Below are 16,613 nucleotides of genomic sequence, written 5' to 3' on the forward strand. Positions count from 1 at the left end.
GCCGCCCCCTACCGTGTCAGCACGACGCCGGCATCCGGCCGGAAGGAGACCCAGGCGCGGTCGTTCCAGGTCAGCGGGTCCTCGGTGACTCGCGCCGCGTTGAGCGCGCTTGCCCTGATGATCTGCCCGTCGTCCAGCCGGATGTGGTAGACGGTCATGTCGCCGAGATAGGCAACGTCGTAGACCTCGCCCTCAAGCGCATTGACGGCGTCGGCCGGTTTCGTCGACGACACCTTGATCTTCTCCGGCCTGATGGCGAAGACGATGTCGGAACCGGCCTTTGTATCGGTGCTGTTTTCGACGACGATCTGGGCCCCTGTCGCGCCGGTGATGCGCGTGGTGTTTGCCGCACGCTCGGCGACCTTGCCCTCGAACATGTTCACATTGCCGACGAAGTGGGCAACGAAGCGCGAACTGGGGGCTTCATAGACTTCCGCCGGCGTCGCCACCTGCATCACCTCGCCCTTGTCGATGATGGCGATGCGGTCGGCCATGGTCATCGCCTCTTCCTGGTCGTGGGTAACGACGACGAAGGTAAGGCCGAGATTTTGCTGCAGGTCCATCAGCTCGAACTGCGTTTCCTCGCGCAGCTTCTTGTCAAGCGCGCCGAGCGGCTCATCGAGCAGCAAGACTTTTGGCCGCTTGGCAACCGAGCGGGCGAGCGCGACCCGCTGGCGCTGGCCGCCCGACAATTGGTGCGGCTTGCGCTTGGCGAACTGCTCTAGCTTCACCAGCTTCAGCATCTCGGCGACGCGCTTTTCGATATCCGGTCCCGGCATGCCTTCCTGCTTGAGGCCGAAGGCAATGTTCTTTTCCACGCTCATATGCGGGAACAGCGCATAGGACTGGAACATCATGTTGACCGGGCGGCGGTAGGGCGGGATGCCGCGCAGATCCTGGCCGTCGAGAAGGATACGGCCGGCGGTCGGCTCCTCGAAGCCGGCAAGCATCCGCAGCAACGTCGACTTTCCGCAGCCCGACGCGCCGAGCAGGGCGAAGAACTCGCGCTCGAAAATCGTCAGCGACAGATTGTTGACGGCGGTGAAGTCACCGAACTTCTTGGTGACGTTCTCGAATTGAATATATGGCTTGGCGTTCGGGTCGTTCCATGGCGCGAAATCCCTGCGGATGCTGCCAAGCGATTTCATGTCCCACTCCGTCCTGTTTTTTTGCTTCTTGCCCCAGAGAAGAATGGTCCCGGCAGATGACTGCCGGGACCATGTCGCATTGCTTACTGGCCGGTGACGATCTTGGTCCAGCTGCGCGTGATCAGGCGCTGGGTCTTGGGATCGTAGGGCTGGACCGTATAGAGCTTTTTCAAGGTCTCGGCGTCCGGATAGACCGCCGGATCATCCAGCAGCGCCTTGTCGACGAACTGCTGCGAAGCCTTGTTGCCGTTGGCGTACAGCACATAGTTGGACGACTTGGCGATCACTTCCGGCTTCATCATGTAGTTGAGAAATTCGAGTGCCTCGGCGGCATGCGGCGCATCGGCGGGAATCGCCATCTGGTCGAACCACATCTGGGCGCCTTCCTTGGGCACGGAATAGCCGATCTCGACGCCTTGCTTGGCCTCGACCGCGCGGTTGCGCGCCTGGAAGACGTCACCCGACCAGCCGACCGCCAGGCAAATATCGCCGTTGGCGAGCGCGTTGATGTATTCGGACGAATGGAATTTGCGGATATACGGCCGCACCTTCAGCAACGTCTCCTCGGCCTTCGCGATGTCGTCAGGTGAGGTGCTGTTCGGATCGAGGCCGAGATATTTGAGCGCCGCCGGGATGATGTCGGCCGGCGAGTCCAGCACATAGACGCCGCAGTCCTTCAGCTTGGCCAGGCTGTCGGGATTGAAGAACACATCCCAGCTGTCGATCTTGTCGGTGCCGAGTGCTGCCTTCACCTTCTTGATGTTGTAGCCGATGCCGACCGTGCCCCACATGTAGTTGATCGAATATTCGTTGCCCGGATCGTATTTGGCGGTGCGCTCCGAAACCGTGTCCCACATGTTGGAAATGTTGGGCAGCTTCGACTTGTCGAGCTTCTGGAACACGCCGGCCTGGATCTGGCGGGCCAGGAAGTTGCCGCTGGGCACGACGACGTCATAGCCGCTGCCGCCGGCAAGCAGCTTGGTTTCGAGGATTTCATTGGAATCGAAGGTGTCGTAGACGACCTTGATGCCGGTCTCCTTGGTGAAGTCGTCAATGATCGAACTGTCGATGTAATCCGACCAGTTGAAGACGTTGACGACGCGATCCTCGGCATGGCCGCCGACGGCGAAAAGCGTCAGAAATGCCGAGGTTGCCGAAAGCCAGAGCGCTTTGCGGATCATGCTGTTCTCCTTTGATGAGTGTTCCTTCGCCAAGTCGTCGCTGTTCGAGCGCGATTGGGCATTTGCTTCAGAGTATTGAGCTTTCCGGGCAGCCACAAGCGTGAACTGCCGGCGCCATCCGGGCGGTTCGACAAGCGGCAGATCATGGCTCTGTGTGCCCGCATGGCGGGCGCGCTGACGCAGTCAGAGGCTTTCGCCGTGGCGCGGGCAGGGATACGACGCTGTGGTCCGGTCTTGGTCCGACCGGCGGGGACACTTGGCAAGATAAGCCTGTCTTGTTGTTGCCGTGCCCCAGCCTGCCCGTGCCGCAGCAAGGTTGTCAATGGCCCGCGCGGGGCAAGCCCGGTCAATATGGCGTGCGGCTTCGTTAATTAGGAAAGACGAGCCTAATAGGGAAAGACGTTGTCAACCAAGGGAAAGGCGGTCAATTAGGCGATGGCAGGCCGCTGGTCCCCGGCCGTGCAGGCCTCGCCTGGCGCTTGAATTCAAGCCCGATATGGACGAGCAGCGCGGCGACCACCACCGCGCCGCCGATGATGGTGCGCACCGAGGGCACCTCGCCATGGACGAGCCAGACCCAGATCGGTCCGAGGATCGGCTCGAACGTGCCGAGGAGTGCTGCGATCGCCGCCGGAACCAGCCTCGCGCCGGTGGCGAAGAAGGCAAGGCCCAGCCCGAGATTGATGACGCCGAAGGCAAACAGGAAAGCAATGTCGTGGGCCGACGTGGCAAACTGCGTGGCTTGCGATGCGGCGAAAGCCGCTGCCAGCATCGTGCCGAGGCACGTCGCCGGCGTCATGCGCACATGGGCGAAGCGCCGGGTGATGACAGTGGCGATCGAGAACATGACGGCGATCAGCAGCGACAGCCCGTCGCCGATGGGCGATACGGCGCCGTCGAGCGATTCCGACACCATGATGGCGACGCCGGTGATGACGGCGGCGATCGCCACCCAGGTCGCGATGGCGACGCGTTCGCGAAACAGCACCCAGGCAAGCAATGCCGCCAGCAGCGGCACACCGGCCTGCATCAACAGGATATTGGCAACGGTGGTGTAGGCGAGCGCGACAACGAAGCACGTCGACGCCGTGGCGAAACAGACGGCCACGGCAAGGCCGGGCAGGCCCATGTCGCGAAACAGCCGCAACATGCCGCGCCAGCCGTCGCGCCAGGCCATGAAGCAAATCAGGAACACAGCCGCCCACAGCGATCGCCAGAACACCACGGTCCAACTGTCAGCGGTGTCGATGAAGCGGGCGATGGTGCCGCCAAAGCTCCACATCAGCGCCGACAGGAACACCAGCAGCAAGCCGACCCGCTCTTCGCGCGGCGAGACGATCGGCGGTGCGGCGATTGGAGAAGATGCGGTATCGGTCATGGGGTGCGACTGTCGGCTATCTCGGGGTGGCATGATGCACAATGGACGACAGAAACGTGCCGTATTCGCCTAGCGCATAGGCTACCCCCGGACGTGATCCAGCCCGGCATTCCCTTTGGCGCACCGCCAACCGGCAGCCATACGGGCGAACACCGCCGTTTCTAGGACATGCCCTTGTTGCCGCGGATAAAGCGCCAAAGACCGGCCAACGGTACCAGCAGCAGAATGCCGAACTTTTTCAGGGCGATGAGCGCGACCGCAATCAGGCCGGCCTTTGCCGCGAGTTTTCCGGCGATGAGGCCGCCAATGCCAACCGCGGCGACCGTGTCGGTGCCTGGCAGAAAATCGGTGTATTTCTTGCCGGTGTTGAAGTCCGCCACGCCCAGCACTTCGTCCAGGCTCTGCTTGATCTCCGGCAATTGTTCGACCGTAGCGATGTAGCTCATCACGAAGACGCCTTCCCGGCCGAGGAAACGGACGTCGTAATTGAGCGTGTGGACGGTATCGTCTCCGAACTGCAGTTCCTTGGCCCAGTGCAGCCGCTTGTGGACGAAATCATAGACCGGCGGCGAGGCCCAGCCGATCAGCTTGATCGGGGGAAAGCCGTCCTTTACCCGCTGATCGTTGGCCGACAATGTGTCCGCCTGCATGCTGCTCAGCAGTTCGGTGTAGTCGATGGATGCGGCGTCGGCGTCATCGACATGGCCGATCTTTTCATAGCGCAATTCGATGCCCCAACCGTTGCCGGCGATGGGCTCGTACTTGGCCGGGAAGATCATGCCGATTGCTTCGGACGCGGTATCAGGCGGATTGCCCCAGGCCTCGGTCAGGACGGACGTCGCGTCCTTCTTGCCCAGAAAATAGAACTTGTCCTTGAGATCGAGATGGATGCCTTCGGGAAGGTCGACCGCGCCGGTCTTTGGATCGATCTTGTCCAGGAATGCCTTGCCGTCGTCACTATACTGTTGATAGTCCTTGAAGAATTCCGAGGATTTTTCTGCCAGAACAGGCCCCGCCAAAAGGGCAAGCGCCACGCCAAGCCACAAAGCTTTCCTGTTCATAAGCCGTCCCCCCTTGGCTGCCCTGCAGCTCACCTTCGATAGCGCAGCGCCGATGCTTAATCAATATTTGGTTCGGCGAGGGTTCGGGCCGCGCTCTATTGCGCAAACAGCTGCAGTCTTCCGCGACCTCCAGCCCGAGAAGCATCACTGGAAATCGAAGGCGCTCAGGCCCGTCACCATCTCGTCGAGGCCCAGCGGGCGGGTCACCGGCGGCTCGGCGCGGGCGAGGCAGCCGATGCGTTCGCACAGCCGGCAAGCGGGACCGACCGGCGTGGCGGCGCCCTGTCCGGCCTTTGCCGGCAGCCCGGCGCCATAGACGATCTCGTCGCGAAAGCCGATATCGCAGCCCAACAGCAGCGCGGTGCGGCGCGGGCGCTCGGAGAACGAACCCTGCGGCCCCTCGAGCGTGCGTGCGATGCAGAGGAACTCGGCGCCGTCGGGCATTTCCACCGCCTCGACCAGGATTTGGCCAGGCGAAGCGAAAGCGGCATGGACCGGCAGTTTCGGGCAGCCGCCGCCAAAGCGGCTTTGCGGAAAGCCCTGGCCGCCGGCCTTGCGGAAGCGGTTGCCGGCATTGTCGACCTCGAGCATGAAGAACGGGACCCCGGACAAGCCAGGACGCTGCAGCATGGTCAGGCGGTTCGCCGCCTGTTCGAAGGAGACGCCGAAACGCGAGCGCAGCACATCGATGTCGTAACGAGCCCGCACGGCGGCGGCATGAAAGGCCTGATAGGGCATCATCAAGGCATGGGCGGCGTAGCGGCCGAACTCGAAGCGGGCGAGCCGGCGGGCTTCGTCCGTACCGAGCTTCAGCGCCTGAATTTCGCCGGCGACAGCGACCGTCATGCGGATCAGGCAGGCCTCCATGGCGACTTCGCGCAACTGGTCGAACGGCGACAGCCGCTCCGATAGAAAAAGACGCTGCGAATGACGGTCATAACGGCGGCGCCAGTTCGGCATGGTGGCCACCGGCAGCACCTTGACGACGATGCCATACTCGCGCTTCAGCCACGCCTTCAGCGCGCCGAACAGATCGTCGCCGGGGTCGAGCACCGAGGTGAAGGCCTCGGCCTCCTCCTCGAGTGCTGCAAAATGGTTCGGCCGGCGCTCGAAAATCTCGTGCACTTCGTCGATCGGCAGCCGCGCACCGGACAGCGCCGTGGCGCGGCCCTCGCGCGCCAGAAGCTCGTTGAGATCGGACAGCCGCTCGACCTGCTCGCGGTAAGCGCGAAACAGTTTTATCATCGCAGCCGATGCGTTGGGGGCCGCCTCGGCCAGTTCGATCAGTTCCTGGTCCCCCGGCAATTCACCGGCAAGCAGCGGGTCGCCGAACACTTCTTTCAAGGCCGAGATCGACCCTCTCGCCTCACCCTGCAATTCATGCGGGTCGACCTTGTAGACAGAGGCCAGCTTTAGGATCAGCTGCACCGTCAGCGGCCGCTGGTTGCGCTCGATCAGGTTGAGATAGGACGGCGAGATGCCGAGCCCCTCTGCCATCGCTGTCTGGGTCAGGCCTTTGGCGATGCGGATGCGGCGGATGCGCGGCCCGGCAAAGATCTTCTGGTCGGCCATCGGCTTTCCTTGACAGGAAATTTACACGACTTGCGAGCGATGAACGGCGCACCTTTACAATCATGACAGATTTACAGCGGCAGGCAGTCAAACACAACACAGGTTTTCTCTTATTTTCTACAGGAAATAGCGGTTTTCCTCGCTCTCGTCGCGGCGCAATGTAAATGATGTCACACACAGACGACGCACACTATCCCAGGGCGCGGCGTTTCAAGACACTAGCATCGATTCGTCTGGAGTGACCAATGACTGATTTTTACAATCTTGTCCCATCCGCGCCCGAAGGCCGCTTCGACGGCATCGAACGACCCTATTCGCCGGACGATGTGAAGCGGCTGCGCGGGTCGGTCCAGATACGCCAGAGTCTTGCCGAAATGGGCGCCAACCGGCTGTGGAAGCTCATCCACGAGGAAGACTTCGTCAATGCACTCGGCGCCATGTCGGGCAACCAGGCGATGCAGCAGGTGCGTGCCGGGCTGAAGGCAATCTATCTCTCGGGCTGGCAGGTAGCCGCCGACGCCAACACCGCGTCGGCCATGTATCCGGACCAGTCGCTCTATCCCGCCAATGCGGCGCCCGAACTGGTCAAGCGCATCAACCGCACGCTGCAGCGCGCCGATCAGATCGAGACCTCGGAAGGCAACGGCCTGTCGGTCGACACCTGGTTCGCGCCGATCGTCGCCGATGCCGAGGCCGGCTTCGGCGGACCGCTCAACGCCTTCGAGATCATGAAGGCGTTCATCGAGGCCGGCGCTGCCGGCGTCCACTATGAGGACCAGCTGGCCTCTGAGAAGAAGTGCGGCCATCTCGGCGGCAAAGTGCTGATCCCGACCGCCGCGCATATCCGCAACCTCAACGCGGCGCGTCTGGCGGCCGACGTGATGGGCACGCCGACGCTAGTCGTGGCACGCACCGATGCGGAAGCGGCAAAGCTTCTGACCTCCGACATTGACGAGCGCGACCAGCCTTTCGTCGACTACGATGCCGGCCGCACGGTTGAAGGCTTCTACCAGGTCAGGAACGGCATCGAACCGTGCATAGCGCGCGCCGTTGCCTATGCGCCGCATGCCGACCTGATCTGGTGCGAAACATCCAAGCCCGATCTGGCGCAGGCCAAGAAATTCGCCGAAGGCGTGCGCAGGCATCATCCGGGCAAGCTGCTCGCCTATAATTGCTCGCCGTCGTTCAACTGGAAGAAGAACCTCGACGACGCGACGATCGCCAAGTTCCAGCGCGAGCTCGGCGCCATGGGCTACAAGTTCCAATTCATCACATTGGCCGGGTTCCACCAGCTCAACTTCGGCATGTTCGAACTGGCCCGCGGCTACAAGGCGCGGCAAATGGCGGCTTACTCCGAACTGCAGGAAGCCGAGTTCGCGGCGGAAGTCCACGGCTACACCGCGACCAAGCACCAGCGCGAGGTCGGCACCGGCTATTTCGACGCCGTGTCGATGGCGATCAGCGGCGGCCAGTCGTCGACCACCGCCATGCATGAATCCACCGAGCACGCCCAGTTCAAGCCGGCAGCGGAATGAACCGATCGACATAACCAACAGAGGAAACGCCCGAAGGGCAAGGGAGAAGAAAATGGCATCGATAAGCCGCGTCAAGGAACGTGCAGACGAGCAGTCCACCACGATGAGTGTCGACCAACAGGCGACCATCCGCATGCTGGCCAACGACCTGCACAGGCTCAATCAATCGGTGATGAAGGCAGTCGAGGCCGGCGTCTCGGTGGAACTGGTGCGCTCGGCCCGGCATCATGGCGGCGACGGCAATTGGGGCGACCTGCTGATCCCGGTGATCGTCACGCAGAAGAGTCACGGCTGATCTTTCCCTTACGGAAGCTTTGTGCTTGTGGAACTTATGGGCCCCGCCGCTCACTGGCCGATTTCAACGTCGCCCGCGGGTTTTCAGCACGGGTGACTTTCGCTTTTGAGCGTAAACTTAACTACAGTTCGAAAACAGACCTTATCTCCGAGGTTTAATATTTCCGGCTATATTTCGCAGGTCCGTCATTTCAGCTTGACATGGCGGGCGATCTCACGCCAATTGGCTCTCGGATTTCAACCCTGCATTGAAGCAGCGCCGAGTGCCCGCCCCGCCCATGTGCCCTGTGAACCGCGAGACCGACACCGCCAAACATCTGAATTCGTCAAGCAGGGACGCGAACTCCGAGATATCAACGGATTTCTCCCACGTGCTGGTCGTTGGAAAATCGCCGATCAACCGGGTGGTGGTGTCGAAGATCGTCGAGAAGTCCGGACTGAAGCCGATCTCCGAGTCGCCCGAAATGGCGGCCAAGACATTGCGAACCCTCATTCCGGGCGCCGTCGTTCTCGATGGCGGCCCCGACAACGAGGACTGCCGCGCGCTGATGGCGGCCATCGACGCCTTGCGGCGGAGATATGGGCGGTCGCTCCCCAAGGTGATCCTGCTTTCAACCAAGACCGGCACGCCCGACAGCCTGGGTCTGTCGAGCGTGGTCGATGTGGTGGTAACCAAGCCGATCACCACCGAAAGGCTGCAGCCGGTGGTCGACCGGCTGATCAGTCTCGGGCGCGGCTGATCGCAATCCGCCCGAACGCGTGCGGGGCGGTCAGCCTTCCTTGCCGATGCTCTCGATCAAAGCCGGCAGTTCGCCAAGATCGACAAGCTGACGAAATCGCGGTGCCTCGACCGGCGGCTCGACGTGTTCGAGCACCCAGGTCAGCTCGTGCGGCACATACACACCCCAACTCCCGGCCTCGATGGCCGGCACCACGTCCGACTTGAGCGAATTGCCGACCATCATGCTGTCCTGCGGGCTGCCGTGGCGGCCAAAGATCCTGGCATAGGTGGCGGCGCTCTTGTCGCTGACGATCTCGACGGCATCGAACAGGTCGCCAAGGCCGGACGCCGCCAGCTTGCGCTCCTGGTCGAACAGATCGCCCTTGGTGATCAGCACCAGATGGTAGGCGCCGGCGAGCCTTTCCACGGTCTCACGCGCATGCGGCAAAGCCTCGACCGGATGTCCCAGCATGTCGCGGCCGGCGGCAAGGATTTCGGCAATGGTCGACCCCGGCACACGGCCCTCGGTCACTTCTATTGCCGTCTCGATCATCGACAAGGTAAAGCCCTTGATGCCGAAGCCGTAGACGGCAAGGTTGCGCTTCTCGGCCTCCAGCAGCCGTGCCGAAATGTGCTCGGCATCGCCATGGTCGGCGAGCAGGGTTGCAAAATGCTTCTCGGTCAGGCGGAAGAACTGTTCGTTCTGCCATAGGGTATCGTCGGCGTCGAAGCCGATCGTGGTCAATTTGCCTGGCATACGGTGTCTTCTGCTGCTCGATCTGCGGGAGGTTGACCCTAATCTGCGTGGCGCGATTTTCAACCAGGAAGGCGAAGACAGGCAGCTCCCCTTCCCTTCCATCACCGGCAACAGCTATACTGTGATAATTGCAACCCAAACTGGTGAATGATGCCGCCTGCGAAAAAGGAAGTCCGTCCGTCGACCCGCGGAGGACGCGTCCGAACGCCTGCCTTCGTGAAAAATCAACGCGGCGTGAAGAACTGGAAGGAAGTCAGCGCCTGGCTGGAATGGCGCGGCATCGAAGACATAGAATGCATCACGCCTGATCAGGCTGGCGTCGCGCGCGGCAAGATGATGCCGTCAAAGAAATTCACTTCCAACACCTCGCTGGCGCTGCCATCGGCAGTGTTCATGACGACGATTTCGGGCGGTTATCCCGAGGACGGCAACGGTTTCCACTATCCGGAGGATGATGGCGACCTGAAGCTGATGCCGGATCTGTCGACGTTGACCGTCGTGCCGTGGGAAGAAGACCCGACGGCCGCCGTCATCTGCGACCTCGTCCATCAGGATGGCCGTTCGGTCGAGTTCACGCCGCGCAACGTCCTGAAGCGCGTGGTAGCAGCCTATGACAAGCGCGGGCTGAAGCCGGTGGTGGCGCCCGAGATCGAATTCTACCTGGTGCGCAAGAACCCCGACCCGGATTACCCATTGACGCCACCAGTCGGGCGTTCCGGGCGGCCAATCGGCGGCGGAGCCGGCTATTCGATCGCCGGCGTCAACGAGTTCGACGAACTGATCGACGACATCTACCATTTCTCCGAAAGCCAGGGCCTGGAGATCGACACGCTGATCCACGAGGAAGGCGCCGGCCAGCTCGAGATCAATCTGCGTCACGGCGATCCGGTCGAGCTCGCCGACCAGGTGTTCATGTTCAAACGCACCATTCGCGAGGCAGCGCTGAAGCATGAGATCTATGCCACCTTCATGGCCAAGCCGATCCAGGGCCAGCCAGGTTCTGCCATGCACATCCACCAGTCGATCATCGACAAGAAGACCGGGCTGAACATCTTTTCGGCGAAGGACGGCTCGGAAACCGACGACTTCTTCCATTTCATCGGCGGCATGCAGAAGCATGTGCCGAACGCACTGGTGATGTTTGCTCCCTACGTCAATTCCTACCGCCGGCTGACGCAGTCGGCCTCGGCGCCGGTCAACAACAAATGGGGCTATGACAATCGCACCACGGCGTTCCGCGTGCCGCGCTCGGATCCGGCGGCGCGGCGTGTCGAAAACCGCATCCCGTCTTCCGACGCCAACCCCTATCTGGCGCTGGCGGCCTCACTTGCCTGCGGGCTGATCGGCATCACCAACAAGATCAAGGCCGAGCCTCCGGTGCTGACCACCGCAAACGCCGATGAGATCGACCTGCCGCGCGGCCTGCTCGAAGCCGTCGATCTTTTCGAAGGCGACGAGGAACTATGCGCTCTTCTGGGCAAGTCCTTCGCCGCAACCTATGCAGCGATCAAGCGGGCGGAGTTCGAGACCTTCATGGAAGTGATCAGCCCGTGGGAGCGGGAGTATCTGTTGCTCAACGTGTGAGCGGCGACTTCGTCGTGTGAATGGTGAATAGTGAATGGTGAGTAGTTTCATATTGGATGGATGAGCGCAGACGTCGTGCGTCTCGCAGCCATTCACCATTCACCATTCACCATTGGCTGGTGTCCCCATGCCTTACCAATCACCTATCTCCCCCGGTCGCTCCTGGTACGAAGACACAGCCGGACCACGCCCTGAGTACCCTGCCCTGGAGGGCGACCGCAGCTGCGACGTCGTCGTCGTCGGCGGTGGCTTCACCGGGCTGTCGGCGGCCGCTCATTTGGCGAAGGCGGGAGCCGACGTCGTTCTGATCGAGGCGCATCGCTTCGGCGACGGCGCTTCAGGGCGCAATGGCGGCCAGCTCGGCACGGGCCAGCGCGCCTGGGCCGAAGAGATGGAGGCCGAATACGGCTTCTCCCGCGCCAAGGCGCTGTTCGACCTTGCCGAGGAGGCGAAAGCGCACCTGCTCGAATTCGCCGCCGTCAACCAGATCGACATCGACTATATGCCCGGCCAGTTGTCCGTGGCGCACAAGCCGCGTTATCTCGACGACTACAAGGCGCATGCCGAGATCATGGCGGGCCGCTTCAATTATCCGCACATCGCCTTCATGGATGCCAGGGAAACGGCCGAACGGCTGGGCTCCACACGCTACTTCGGCGGCACCCGCGACACCGGCACCGGACACATCCACCCGATGAAGCTGGTGATCGGCACGGCAAAGGTCGCGGCAGCGGCCGGCGCGCACCTGTTCGAGCAGACACTATCGACCGGTGTTACCTCCAGCGGCGGCAAGGTCAGGGTGACGACTTCGAGAGGAACCATCACCGCCCAGAAATGCCTGATCGGTGTAAATGCCTATGGCGGCACGCTCGAGCCGGTGAGTGCCGCGCACATCATGCCCATCGGTTCCTTCATCGGCGCGACGGTGCCGCTGGGCGTCGATTCGAAAGTGCTGCCGGGCGGCGAGGCGGTCGACGATTCGCGTTTCGTCGTGCGTTATTTCCGCAAATCCAGGGATGGAAGGCTGCTGTTCGGCGGGCGCGAGGTCTATGGCGTCAACGATCCGAAGGACATCCATGTCCATATCCGCCGGCAGATAGCCGAGCTTTATCCGGAACTGAGCGATGTCGAGATCACCCATGGCTGGGGCGGCTATGTCGGCATCACCATGCCCAGGAAACCGTTCGTGCGCGAGGTGATGCCCAATGTGATCTCGGCCGGAGGCTATTCCGGCCACGGCGTGATGCTGTCGAACTTCTTCGGCAAGCTCTATGCCCAGACCGTCGCCGGCAACCGCGACAGACTGAAGCTGATCGAGGACCTGAACATCCCGGCTTTTCCCGGCGGCCGGCGATTTAGAACGCCATTATTGTTCTTGGCACTGAACTGGTTTTCCCTGAGGGACCGAATATAGAGAAAGTATCTCATATCGGCCGTGGCTGGTACTGAGCTGATTCTATTGAGCTGTTGGTTGCCGCAGCGAGACGTTGCAGAATCCTTAACAAGAGCGCACAATTCCTCTGAGGGCGCACTGATGCCACAATCAAGGGCAAAGGATGCCGGTTCTGGGCGATTGAACGGGGATTTCTGCGGGCCTGCCCGCTTTGTTGTTGGGACCGATGCCGATCGAATGCCGGGCTGCCGGCGCCGATCGAAAGAACACCGGCTCATCTTTTGGAGGTGGCAAGAGTGAACGAGCCCTTCAGTTTCGGCGCGCCGGAACGTCGGCGCTTCGCCATGCAATTCGGCTATGACATGCGGCCCTCCTTCTGGCAGGGGGTGCGCACGAATTCGCATCTGGTGATCGCCGCGGTCGGCACCGCAGCGCTGCTTGGCGTGGCGGGCATAGCGCTTTGGCTGGCGTTGCCGGCCAGCGACCGGCAAGCGGTCGCCAGCACACAGCAGAACGTTCCGACTTTTCCGGTCAAGACGACCAAGATTGCCCCGGTCGCGGCCACGGCTGCCGCGGTAGCGGCGCCACAAGCCGCGCGCAAGGGCGATGCGGTTTCATCGACGGTCGCTGCCGGTGGGGCTGCCATGCCGCCGCTGTCGGCGAACGATCCGCGCTGGACTGCGGCGCAATCCAACAGCGACCCTGCCGCGACGCCATCCGATCAGGCGCCTGCCGAGCAGGCTGCCGCCAAACCGTCTGATGCCGCGGCATTCGAAGAACCGGCGGCGCAGAGCGACGCCACGACGCAGCTGTCAAAGGTCGCTGCTCCCGCCAATGACGACGACGCCGAGACCGCCGCCATACCGACGCCAAAACCGCAACTTCCAAACGAGCAATCTTCCGCCGCAACGGACGATACCCAGGCCAAGGCCAAGCCACAGAAGGTGGCTGCTGCCGCCGGCACCGGACGCATCCTCAGGGCGGTGACAATGCGCAGCGGTCCGCAGAAAAACGCCGCCGCCATGGGGACCGTGCCCGCCAAGTCGTCGGTGCAGGTGATGAGTTGCAAGAAATGGTGCCAGATCGTCTACAACGGCAAGCGCGGCTGGATCTACAAGAGCTACATCAAGACCGGGGATTGAGACGCAAGCCGCCAGATCTGGTCAGCCGCCGAGCAACCACCTGAAACGGTGTCTCCTGCGAGCAAGTTTGCGCTTCGCCAGGAAATCCCGCTGTTCCTCGAACGGCACCTCGTAGAGGCCGCACATTTGGCAGCTTTCCGACTTGCGGCATATCGGGACCCAGCATTTGACGTCGTGTGTCCAGGCGAGCGCGATCCTTTCCAGATGAAGGTTGGACGAACTTTTCAGCAGAATCAGTTCTCCTGGGACTGCCGTCCGTTTGATATGATCCGAAACTTCCTTGGCAGTGCGAAGCTCAATGAAACGGCCGCTGTCGCGGTCGGCCTGGCTGGCGCGCGAGCGATGCGCATTGTCGCCGGTATAAATGACCTCATCGGCGATTTCGCGCGCGATGTTGTAGGCGGCGCCGTATTTCCTCGACGAGCCGGCGTAGTCGGATATCTGCCCCAGCACAATGCGCTTGCGAGCACCCTTGGCCTTTGCAATCATCTCCAGAGCAATGTTGAGCGAATGCCAGGGCGCTTTGGCCGTATCGACCAGGAATTTCGGGCCCGCGGATACCTCTTGCACCGTAGAGCGGTTGGGCAGTGGTGCAAACGATGCCGTTCTCGCTACGACTTGCTCTGGCGGGACGCCAAGTTCCAAGGCGGCGGCAACAGCCGCTGCAGTCGGCAGCCAGAATTGCTCGCCGGGAAAAGGCGCTTGAATATTCAGGCTGCCACCGCGCCAATGAAGGGTGAACCGCAGCAATTCCGGATACGCGGCATGCACGTCACTCACGCGGTAGTCTGCCTCGCCGGACTGGCCGAAGGTCGCAATCCGGCATTTCGCGCCAGACGCCATGCCGATCACCAGTGGGTCATCGCAATTGAGAACCGCAAGTCCATCAGGTTGGAGTGCCCCGACCAGCGCCCGCTTCTCTCCCGCCACAGCTTCCAGAGTCTTGAACTTGCCGAAATGCTCCAGACGGATCATCGTAACCACCGCCACACTCGGCTTCAGCATCTGCGCCATGGCGCTGATCGTGCCGAAGTCGGAAGCGCCGGCTTCGAAAACGACGTAATCGACTTTGCCGGCCTTCCTCAGGCGCTTGTAAAGCGTTCGGATGAGCGCAGGCATTGTATTGGCCTGGGCCTGTAGATGCACCTTGCCTTGGGCGGCCAGTATGTGTGCAAGCAGGCTGGTGGATGTGGATTTGCCGGAGCTGCCGGTAATGCCGATGAACGTCGCCTTGTTACGCGCCCGCACCCAGCGCGCCTGCAGCCGTCGCAGCGCCCAGCCCAAGTCCTTGCGAATTATCAGCAATTCCAGTTTCACACCCCGCCAGCTTTTAGCCCAGCCTAATATGCGTCGTGCCAAGTTCCAGAGTCAAACGGGCGCTGGCGTGCTTCAGCCAAAGATTCTAGCGGCCGAGGAGCCGCAGCAGTCTGTGCTTGCGGCGCTTCGATTTTCTCTGCGCCACAAACTCACGGTGCTGCTCAAACGGCACTTCATAGAGGCCGCATTGCTCGCATCCCTCGGTCTTGCCGCATACCGAAACCCAGCACTGGACGTCGTGGGTCCAGGCAAGAGCGACACGCTCGAGGTGCAGATTGGACGAGCTCTTGAGCAGGATCAACTCGTCAGGCTGCGCGGTTTGGGCGATGTAGTCCGACACTTCCCTGGCCGTGCGCAATTCGATGAAGCGGCCGCTGTCGCGATCTGCCTGGTTCGCCTTGGAGCGATGGGCATGATCGCCGGCATAAATCACCTGGTCTGCAATCTCGCGCGCGCTGCTGTAGGCTTGGGCATATCTGTTATTCGAGCCGGAAAAATCCGATAGCTGGCCAAGAACGATACGTTTTCGCCCGAATGTCGATCCGGCTACCATGTCGAAGGCAAGGCTCAGCGAATGCCAGGGCGCCTTTGCGGCATCCACGATGAAGTGGGGGCCGCCCGCGGGGACGAGCACCTGGCCGCGATTTTCCAGAGGCTGGAACGTCGCGGTTCTGTCCTTGACCATCTGCGCAGGCACGCCCAGTTCAAGAGCGGTTGCAACCGCCGCTGACGTCGGCAGCCAGAAATGCTGGCCGGGGAACGACGTCTCGATATCGAGCACACCGCCGCGCCAGTGGAGCGAGAACCGCAACGGCTTGGGATAGGCTGCCTCGATATCGCTGACGCGATAATCCGCCTGCTCCGATGTGCCGAATGTGACGGAACGGCAATAGCTCGCCGAGGCCATGCCCATCACAAGAGGGTCATCGGCATTGAGCATCGCGAAGCCGCCCGGCTCCAGCGCCGCGACTAGGGCGCTCTTTTCTCGAGCGACGTTTTCCACAGTCTTGAAACTGGCCCGATGCTCCAGCCGGACCATTGTGACAACAGCCACGTCGGGGCGAAGCAACTCGGCCATGGGCTTCATTGTATCCGGGCCGAATGCAGCAGCCTCGAAGACGACGTAGTCGGTTTTGCCGCCCTTTCCCATTCGCCTGGATAGGGTCGAGACCAACAGTTTCATAGTGTTGGCCAGAACCTGTGTGTGGACCGAACCATGACCGGCCAGGATGTGTCCAAGCAGGCTTCCCGCCGTGGTCTTGCCGGAGCTTCCGGTAATGCCGATGAAAATCGCCTTGCTTTGTGCCCGCGCACGCGTGGCCAGGTAAAGCCGCAGCCGCCATCCCAGATCGTAGCGACTTTTCTGCTGCCTGATCTTCATCACCCGCCAACACTATCCACGATCCCGTTATGCCTTTTGGGGGATCGAGAAGTCAAACGGGGGTCCGGCGTGACGACGTCAACTGTTCGTTCCTCGGCTGGCCGGCGCACCGATGCGAACTCTTGCCGATGTGGCTCTGCCTGCCATGC

At 61.8% G+C, this 16,613-nt stretch carries 14 protein-coding genes; 6 read left to right on the forward strand and 8 right to left on the reverse strand.

Going from position 1 to position 16,613, the window contains the following annotated elements; all coding sequences use genetic code 11:
* Positions 1–8: 8 nt before the first annotated feature.
* The 5 genes from NKI88_RS15895 to NKI88_RS15915 form a co-directional block, all read right to left on the reverse strand.
* Positions 9–1,148, reverse strand: a complete 1,140-nt coding sequence (locus NKI88_RS15895) for an ABC transporter ATP-binding protein (protein ID WP_023689322.1) — start codon at positions 1,146–1,148, stop codon at positions 9–11.
* A gap of 83 nt (positions 1,149–1,231) precedes the next feature.
* Positions 1,232–2,329: a polyamine ABC transporter substrate-binding protein gene (locus NKI88_RS15900; RefSeq protein ID WP_023681872.1), complete on the reverse strand. Its 1,098-nt coding sequence runs from the start codon at positions 2,327–2,329 to the stop codon at positions 1,232–1,234.
* 424 nt (positions 2,330–2,753) lie between these two features.
* A complete protein-coding gene (locus tag NKI88_RS15905; RefSeq protein WP_352656044.1) occupies positions 2,754–3,707 on the reverse strand; it encodes a DMT family transporter in 954 nt (317 codons plus the stop codon).
* A 161-nt stretch (positions 3,708–3,868) separates the two neighbouring features.
* On the reverse strand, positions 3,869–4,768 hold the full coding sequence (locus tag NKI88_RS15910; RefSeq protein WP_031244436.1) for a DUF2167 domain-containing protein: 900 nt from the start codon (positions 4,766–4,768) through the stop codon (positions 3,869–3,871).
* A gap of 144 nt (positions 4,769–4,912) precedes the next feature.
* On the reverse strand, positions 4,913–6,340 hold the full coding sequence (locus NKI88_RS15915; protein ID WP_352656046.1) for a helix-turn-helix domain-containing protein: 1,428 nt from the start codon (positions 6,338–6,340) through the stop codon (positions 4,913–4,915).
* 245 nt (positions 6,341–6,585) lie between these two features.
* On the opposite strand from NKI88_RS15915, the gene aceA reads away from it, so the two are divergent.
* The 3 genes from aceA to NKI88_RS15930 all read left to right on the forward strand — a co-directional run bounded on the left by aceA (position 6,586) and on the right by NKI88_RS15930 (position 8,909).
* Positions 6,586–7,875 carry an isocitrate lyase gene (gene aceA / locus NKI88_RS15920; RefSeq protein ID WP_352656048.1) on the forward strand — a complete coding sequence of 430 codons (1,290 nt, stop codon included), beginning with the start codon at positions 6,586–6,588 and terminating at the stop codon, positions 7,873–7,875.
* A gap of 52 nt (positions 7,876–7,927) precedes the next feature.
* The gene (locus NKI88_RS15925; RefSeq protein WP_352513154.1) at positions 7,928–8,170 is read left to right on the forward strand and encodes an SMc00767 family acetate metabolism repressor; all 243 of its coding nucleotides are present in this window, start codon (positions 7,928–7,930) and stop codon (positions 8,168–8,170) included.
* Positions 8,171–8,447: 277 nt separating this feature from the next.
* Entirely contained in the window at positions 8,448–8,909 is a 462-nt protein-coding gene (locus tag NKI88_RS15930; protein WP_352656098.1) for a response regulator, read from the forward strand.
* Between the two features lie 30 nt (positions 8,910–8,939).
* Here NKI88_RS15930 and NKI88_RS15935 read toward each other — a convergent pair whose 3' ends face one another.
* Positions 8,940–9,647 (reverse strand): HAD family hydrolase, encoded by a 708-nt coding sequence (locus tag NKI88_RS15935; protein WP_352656050.1) that lies wholly within the window; start codon positions 9,645–9,647, stop codon positions 8,940–8,942.
* 147 nt (positions 9,648–9,794) lie between these two features.
* Between NKI88_RS15935 and NKI88_RS15940 the strand changes: the two genes are divergently transcribed.
* The 3 genes from NKI88_RS15940 (at position 9,795) to NKI88_RS15950 (ending at position 13,766) form a co-directional block, all read left to right on the forward strand.
* Complete coding sequence (locus NKI88_RS15940; RefSeq protein ID WP_023681878.1) at positions 9,795–11,231, forward strand: glutamine synthetase family protein; 1,437 nt, start codon at positions 9,795–9,797, stop codon at positions 11,229–11,231.
* Positions 11,232–11,358: 127 nt separating this feature from the next.
* Positions 11,359–12,645 (forward strand): NAD(P)/FAD-dependent oxidoreductase, encoded by a 1,287-nt coding sequence (locus NKI88_RS15945; RefSeq protein ID WP_352656052.1) that lies wholly within the window; start codon positions 11,359–11,361, stop codon positions 12,643–12,645.
* Between the two features lie 275 nt (positions 12,646–12,920).
* The gene (locus NKI88_RS15950) at positions 12,921–13,766 is read left to right on the forward strand and encodes an SH3 domain-containing protein (RefSeq protein WP_352656054.1); all 846 of its coding nucleotides are present in this window, start codon (positions 12,921–12,923) and stop codon (positions 13,764–13,766) included.
* Positions 13,767–13,787: 21 nt separating this feature from the next.
* On the opposite strand, the gene NKI88_RS15955 is transcribed toward NKI88_RS15950, so the two are convergent.
* Both NKI88_RS15955 and NKI88_RS15960 read right to left on the reverse strand, forming a co-directional pair.
* The gene (locus NKI88_RS15955; RefSeq protein WP_352656056.1) at positions 13,788–15,083 is read right to left on the reverse strand and encodes a Mur ligase family protein; all 1,296 of its coding nucleotides are present in this window, start codon (positions 15,081–15,083) and stop codon (positions 13,788–13,790) included.
* Positions 15,084–15,168: 85 nt separating this feature from the next.
* Complete coding sequence (locus NKI88_RS15960; protein WP_023815093.1) at positions 15,169–16,464, reverse strand: Mur ligase family protein; 1,296 nt, start codon at positions 16,462–16,464, stop codon at positions 15,169–15,171.
* Positions 16,465–16,613 lie beyond the last annotated feature (149 nt).

It is taken from the genome of Mesorhizobium sp. M0317, assembly GCF_040321555.1.
Lineage (GTDB): Bacteria > Pseudomonadota > Alphaproteobacteria > Rhizobiales > Rhizobiaceae > Mesorhizobium.

Excerpts from the sequence above, each read along its gene's own strand:
- NKI88_RS15895 (WP_023689322.1), bottom strand. The coding sequence starts at position 1,148 with ATGAAATCGCTTGGCAGCATCCGCAGGGATTTCGCGCCATGGAACGAC.
- NKI88_RS15900 (WP_023681872.1), bottom strand. The coding sequence starts at position 2,329 with ATGATCCGCAAAGCGCTCTGGCTTTCGGCAACCTCGGCATTTCTGACG.
- NKI88_RS15905 (WP_352656044.1), bottom strand. The coding sequence starts at position 3,707 with ATGACCGATACCGCATCTTCTCCAATCGCCGCACCGCCGATCGTCTCG.
- NKI88_RS15910 (WP_031244436.1), bottom strand. The coding sequence starts at position 4,768 with ATGAACAGGAAAGCTTTGTGGCTTGGCGTGGCGCTTGCCCTTTTGGCG.
- NKI88_RS15915 (WP_352656046.1), bottom strand. The coding sequence starts at position 6,340 with ATGGCCGACCAGAAGATCTTTGCCGGGCCGCGCATCCGCCGCATCCGC.
- aceA (WP_352656048.1), top strand. The coding sequence starts at position 6,586 with ATGACTGATTTTTACAATCTTGTCCCATCCGCGCCCGAAGGCCGCTTC.
- NKI88_RS15925 (WP_352513154.1), top strand. The coding sequence starts at position 7,928 with ATGGCATCGATAAGCCGCGTCAAGGAACGTGCAGACGAGCAGTCCACC.
- NKI88_RS15930 (WP_352656098.1), top strand. The coding sequence starts at position 8,448 with ATGTGCCCTGTGAACCGCGAGACCGACACCGCCAAACATCTGAATTCG.
- NKI88_RS15935 (WP_352656050.1), bottom strand. The coding sequence starts at position 9,647 with ATGCCAGGCAAATTGACCACGATCGGCTTCGACGCCGACGATACCCTA.
- NKI88_RS15940 (WP_023681878.1), top strand. The coding sequence starts at position 9,795 with ATGATGCCGCCTGCGAAAAAGGAAGTCCGTCCGTCGACCCGCGGAGGA.
- NKI88_RS15945 (WP_352656052.1), top strand. The coding sequence starts at position 11,359 with ATGCCTTACCAATCACCTATCTCCCCCGGTCGCTCCTGGTACGAAGAC.
- NKI88_RS15960 (WP_023815093.1), bottom strand. The coding sequence starts at position 16,464 with ATGAAGATCAGGCAGCAGAAAAGTCGCTACGATCTGGGATGGCGGCTG.